The organism is Frankia sp. CcWB2 (assembly GCF_977927585.1).
Map to the genome: position 1 here is coordinate 3673 of NZ_CDWRCM010000040.1, position 6720 is coordinate 10392.

The following is a 6720-nucleotide window of genomic DNA, read 5'->3' on the forward strand; positions in this document are numbered from 1 at the left end:
GGGGTGAGCAGCTCGACGAGCAGGCTCTCGGCGATCCGACGCGGTTCGTCCTTCGGTTCGACGTCGACGAGGCGGACCGCGATGTTGGGAACCTCCCAGGCGATCGTGCGCACCGGGCCGGCGAGGCCCATCCCCGGGGTCAGCTGGATCCCCTCGTCCCCGGCGTCGCCCGGGACGAGCGCCCCGGTGCCGTGAGGCGACGGGCGACCGAAGCGCCCGCCGTGCCCGGTCGCGACGAGCATCCGCCGGCTGCCGCCGAGAGCCGCGGCCCGCAGTGCCGCGAACGCGGCGGGAAGAACGGCGTGGTCGCCGGCGCCGGGATCGATCGAGGCGATCCACACCAGGCCGTCCGCGCCGGCGCCGGCTCGAATCTGGCCGACCAGGCCCCGGTCGTCGGCGGCGAGGATGCGGGCCTCGGCACCCGCCTGCTCCAGCAACGTGGCGAGCTCGAGTCCGACCCCGAGACCGCCCTCGACGAGAAGGAAGCGGGCCCCGGCCAGCGACCCGGCCCGCCCGACCGGCTCCGGGGCCGAGGGCACGGGGACGATCTCCGGTTCGACGACGAACCGCCGTAGCGGGATCGCGGCTGTCGAGCCGGCCCCCCGGACTTCGCGATTCCGGCGGACCGACCGGACCCGGCGGGCTCAGCCGGTTCGGTCGCGCCGACGGCATCCGGATCCACCGACGCGACGATCCAGTCGACGATGCCGCGGACAGTCTTGATCGCCGCCAGCTCCTCGACGACCTCCTCGCCCAGCTCCCCCGACCCGGCATCCACCAGGCCCAGCCGCTGCGCCAGTTCCCCCAGAATCTCCGTCCGCTTGATCGAGTCGATCGACAGGTCAGCCTCAAGATCCAGATCCGGCTCCAGCATCTCCACCGGATAACCCGTCTGTTCCCCGATCACCCCCACCACCGCAGCCGACACCGCGGCCCGGTCCGGCACCACCCGACTCGCGGCAGCCACGTCCGGCACGGCCCGGGGCCGCGGCGGCACGAAGTCCGCCGGCCGCCCCTCGGGAAGCTGGCCCGGCCGGGCCAGGCCAGTCGGGTCGATGCCCAAGTAGCCCAGTACGACGTCACGTTGCGCCGCGACCAGTTCCCGGGTGGTCCGCAGGAACTCCAGCACCACGGCGTCCACCGATCCGTCACCTCCAAGTTCGGCCAGTCCGGCGGGCCCCGCCGCCGGGTCGTCGGTCGTCTCGCTGTGGTCGGTCACGCCGGTGCGGTCGAACGGGAGGGGCGGCGTCACGGTGTCCTCGACGAACCCGCGCACGCCGACGATCTCGGGCACGCCGACGATCTCGGGCACGGAGGCGACCCCGGGTGAAGTCGTCCGCGCCGTCAGCCGGGTCGGCGGCCGCAGCCCACCGGGAAGGAACCGGCCGTCGGGCGTGCGCACGTAGGCCCCATCGATGAGCCAGCCGGGACGGCGCGGCAGGTCCGTCGCGCTGACCACCCGGGCGTCGCGGCCGGTAAACAGCGCGGAGGGGTCGAGCTCGACGCCGACGGCGGCGAGCTCGGCGAGGGCCAGCAGCAACCGGCGCAGCCCCGGCTCGCCGGCGACGTCGGTGGCCACCACCCGGTGCGGTCGACCGGCCAGAATCCTGCCGACGAGCTGCGCCAGGACGCGGCCGGGCCCGGCCGCGACGAAGGTCCGCACCCCCGCGGCGTACATCGCCTCGATCTGCTCGACGAACCTGACCGGCGCCGCCACCTGGCCGGCGAGCATCGCCCGCACCTCGTCCGGGCTGCCGGGATAGGGCCCGGCGGTCGTGTTGGACCAGACCGGCAGGGTCGGCGCCTCGACCTCGACCTCATCGAGCCGGGCGGCCAGCGCCGTCGCCGCTCCCGCCACCACCGGGCTGTGGAAGGCGCACGCGACCGGGATCGGCTTGGCGCTGATGCCGGCCCGGCCGAGAGCCGCCACGGCGGCGGCAACGGCGTCCGTCGGCCCGGAGATCACGCTCTGCCGCGGGGCGTTGTGGTTGGCCACGACGACCCGGCCCGGTCCGGCCTCCCCACCCGCACCGGCCCCGTCGAGCGCGGCGCGGACCTGCTCGACCGACGCGGAGACCGCCGCCATCGTGCCCGGGTCGTCGCCAGCGGCCGCCAGGATCGCCGCGGCACGGGCCTCGCTCAGGCCGATGAGGTCCCGCCGGTCCAGTACCCCGGCGGCGCACAGCGCGACCAGTTCGCCGTAGGAGTGCCCGGCAACGTGGTCCGGGCGCACCCCGAGACTGGTCAGCAGGTCGTGAACGGCAAGCCCGGCGAGCCCCAGCGTCGGCTGGGCCGCGCGGGTGTCAGTAATCGCGGCTGCCTGGGCGGCCTTCTGCTCCCGGGAGAAGGCCGCCGGCGGGAACATCGTGTCTGCCCACCGGGGAGCGAGGTCCAGCACGGACCGCAGCCGTGGGAAGGCGATGAACAGGTCGGCGAGCATGCCGGGCCGCTGACTGCCCTGGCCGGGGAAGAGGAACGCGGTGGCACCCGGATCCGCGTCCTGGTCCCGGGCGAACAGGCCCGCCCGAGGGTTCGACGCGAACGTGCGCGCCTGGTCGATGGCGGCGGGCAGCGCGTCGAGGTCGTCGGCGACGAACGCGAGCTGGACCGGGCCGCCGCGTTCCGCGCAGACGGTGGAGGCGAGGTCACGCAGGCGGAACGGCCGTCCGGCCGCGTCGTTCGCGGCGATCAGCCCGGCCAGCCGGTTCAGCGCCCGGGTGGCCGCCGCCCGGTCGGTGCCGCGGACGACGAACAACTCCGCGGGCCAGCGGTCGAGGCCGTGGGCGGGCTCGGGTCCGCCGTCATAGGCGGACAGCACGACGTGGAAGTTGGTGCCGCCGAATCCGAAGGCCGACACGCCGGCGTGGCGCCGCTCGGCCGGGGCGACCCACGGCTTGGCGACGCCGTCGAAGTAGAACGGGCTGGTCTCGGCGTCCCAATAGGTGTTCGGCGTGTCGATGTGCAGGGTCGGCGGCCGCACCCCGGTCTCGACGGCCTTGGCCATCTTGATCAGACCGGCCAGGCCCGCCGCGCACTTCGCGTGTGCCGGATCTGCGACTTCACCGAACCCACCGCGCACTGGCCCGGTGTCGCACCGTGGTTGGTGAAGACCTCGGTGAGGGTGGCGAGCTCGGTGCGGTCCCCCACGACCGTTCCGGTCGCGTGCGCCTCCAGCAGACCGATCTCGCTGGGCGAGATCCCCGCCCGCCCGTAGGCCCGTTCCAGGGAGAGCACCTGGCCGGCCTTGCGCGGCGCGGTCAGCCCCAGGGCCCGCCCGTCGGAGGAACCGGCGACGGCCCGGATGACGGCGTGGATCCGGTCGCCGTCCCGTTCGGCGTCCGCGAGCCGCTTGAGCACGATGACAGCCACCCCCTCGCCAAGGCTGGTGCCGTCGGCGCCCGCGTCGAAGCTGCGGCACCGCCCGCCCGGAGACAGCGCATGGACAGAGGAGAACAGCAGGAAGTCGTGGGCGCCCGCGTGAGTGTCCACGCCGCCGCACAGCACCATGTCCGAGGTGCCCGCGACGAGCTCCTTGCAGGCGGCGTCAAGGGCGGCGAGCGACGACGCGCAGGCCGCGTCCACGGTGAAGTTCACCCCGCCGAGGTCCAGCCGGTTGGCGACCCGGCCGGCGATGACGTTCCCGAGCATGCCCGGGAACGAGTCCTCGTCCAACTCCGGCAGGAACTCCTCCAGCTCGGCCGGCAGGTCCCCGAGCAGCGCCGGCCACAGGGAGCGGAAGCTGTAGGCACCGGAGAGATCCGTCCCGGCCTCCGTGCCGAAGACCACCGATGTGCGGGAGCGGTCGAACGCCCGGCCCTCGCCGACGGTCTTCTGGCCCACCTCCTTCTGGCCCACGTCGTACCCGGCGCCGCGCAGCGCGCGGGCGGCGACCTCCAGCGCGAGGAGCTGGCTGGTCTCGATGCTGCGCAGCGACTTCGGCGGGATGCCATAGGCCAGCGCGTCGAACGGCACCTGCGGGAGGAAACCGCCCCATCTCGACGGAGTCCTGCGGCCGGCGTCCCTGAGCACCGCGTCCGGGTGGTAGTAGACCTCGGCGTCCCAGCGATCGGCCGGGACCTCGCGGATAGCGTCGTTGCCGGCGACGATGTTCGCCCAGAAGCTGGCCAGGTCCGGGGCATCCGGGAAGATCGCGGACATCCCGACGATCGCGATGTCGAGCGGCCGGGCGCCCGGACGGTCGGGCGCCGCGATCCGGTCGGCGGACCGCAGCTCGGCGGGTCGCAGCTCGGCGGCCCGGGCGGCGAGCCCGGCCGTGGCCTGCGCGGTGACCTCGTCATGCAGCTCGGCGATGCTCGTCCGCCGCGAACGCAGGGCGGCGACCTGCCCGATCATGTACATGCCCTCCCGGGCCTGGGCCGCGGGATCGACCGTGACGACCTCGCTGCCCTCACGGCGCAGGCCCTTACTCGCGACCCGCAGCCGGCCGAGGTTGAGCGCCTCGAGCTCCTCCCACATCTGCTGGCGGGAGTGGCCGGCGGCGATCAGCTCACGGCGACGGCCCAGAAAGGTGTGGACGTACGCGGACTCCACGCACCGGGTGGCGTGACCGGGAGAGGTCTCGAGCAGCACGGTGCGCTTACAATCGAGAGCGGCCTGCTGGAAACCCGGCAGGATCGCCCCGGACGCGACGGCCTCGGCGGTGAACAGGTACGCGGTGCCCATCAGCACGCCAACGCTCGCGCCCCGCTCTGCGAGCGGCCCGGCCGCCGCGGCGACCATCGCAGCGGAACGGGCGTCGTGCACGCCCCCGGCGAACAGCAGATGCAGGCCCGCGAAGAAGTCCGGACCGGCCTGATCGGTCGCGCCGAACTCCAGCAGGCCGGCGATCTGCGCCTCCCACAGCGGGAAGCTCGCCCGCGGCCCGACGTGCCCGCCGCACTCACGCCCCTCGAAGACGAACTTGCGCGCGCCGTCGGCCAGGAAGCGGTTCAGCAGCCCCGGGGACGGGACGTGCAGGAACGTGTCAATGCCGGCGGCCTCCAGCGGGGCCGCCTGTGCCGGGCGGCCTCCGGCGACGATCGCGCAGGGAGGACGCACGTCATGCACAGCGGCGAGTTGGGCGGCCCGCAGCGGTGCCGGGGCGAACCCGAGGACCCCGACTCCCCAGGGCGCGTCCCCGAGCAGGTCCGCGGTCTCCTCCAGCAGGGCGCGGCTGTCCTCGCCGCTCATCAGCGCCAGGGCGAGGAAGGGCAGCCCGCCCTCATCGGCGACGGCACGGGCGAACGCCGCCCGGTCGCTGACCCGCGTCATCGGTCCCTGCGCGACCGGGTGGCGCAGGCCGCGGGCAGCGGCGAAGGGCGCACCGGGGGCGAGGGGACGGGTACGGGTGGCGGCGGCGATGCCCTCGCGGATGCCCTGGCGCACGGCCCGTACGACACCGCCCGCGGTCACGTGGCGGTCGGCGAGATCGGCGGCGAACGCTCCGTCCTGGCCGACTGGGAGGAACTGGTTACGCAGATCACGCGCACCCAGCCGGCACGGGATCGCCGTGGCGTCGCCCGCCATAGCGGCGACAGGAAGATCGGGACGGGTGTACACCCGGTAGCCGGCGAGGAGGGTGGTCTCGCTACCGTCCATCGCGCGGACCGCCGCCGCGACCTGTGCCGGCAGCTCCATCTCACGCACCAGGGCGAGCTGGGAGTCCAGGACCACACCGGCCGCGCCGCCGGCCACCGCGGCCGCCGCGGCCGCCGCGGTGGCCGGACCGATCCCGCCAGCGGCGAACACGGGCAGCGGCGCGCCCTCGGTGGTGACGAACGCCTGCGCGAGCAGATGTTGCAGGAGGGTGAAGGTGGTGAGGTCGCCTACGGGCCCCCCGGACTCGTTGCCTCGCGCGATCAGCCCCTCGGCCCCCGCCGCCACCGCGTCGCACGCCTGCGCGACCGAGGTGACCTCCGCCCAGACCCGGCGCCGCGCCTCTCCACGCGGCCCGCTCGCCTGCAACCGGCTCGTCAGCGCGCCGATGTCCCAGCGGCTCCCCGGACCCGGCCCGGCGTCCGCCCACGCGACGGGGCCGGATCGGGGATCCGGACCGGACCGGACGACTAGTACGACGGTCCCGACGCTCGCGGGCAGCTCGTCGGGATCGAGGGGGCAGCCGGGAGCGACCCGCACCCCGAACCGGCCCGGCGCCCACCGCTCGGCGTCCCGCAGCGCGTCACGTGCCGGTCCGGCCAGCAACCCGAGGTCCAGCACCCCGAGCCCTCCGGCCCGCTGCACCGCGGCGACCAGGGGCGCGGACGGTTCAGCGAACGGCGTGATCACCACGACCAGCTCGCGGGCGTCGAGCGGATCGCGGTCGGCGGGATTGGCCGGCGAGGCCACGGGTGACGGGCTGGGTGCAGTGGTCATCGGCTGGTCCTCCCGACCGGTCCCCGCCTGGGGCAGGGCGCTGAGGGGGCAGAGGCTGCGGGGGCTGTGCTGGTCCGCATGGGCGGGTAATCGCTGGTCCGCGTGAGCGGGTATCTCAAGGGCAGGCGGACAGCCGGCAGACCCGGGGCCGACGGCGCGTCCGCTGCCGCCCGATCGCCGCGGCGGCACATCGAGGCCATAGAACTCACCCACCGAACCAGCATGATCGACTTGTTCCGGACGACAGGACCGCCCGCATCATCCAGACCTCCTGGTCAGTGCCGCCGGGACGGCAGACATCCGGGAAGCCGCATCCGCCCTGAGTATGCGAAAAGCGAACCAACCCCC

Annotated in this window: 1 pseudogene; it reads right to left on the minus strand. The window is 74.5% G+C overall.

Features of this window, described 5'->3' with window-relative positions:
* Positions 1-795: 795 nt before the first annotated feature.
* Positions 796-6372: pseudogene (locus ACY45C_RS06580) on the minus strand (beta-ketoacyl synthase N-terminal-like domain-containing protein); the annotation flags it as partial.
* Between the last annotated feature and the right edge of the window lie 348 nt (positions 6373-6720).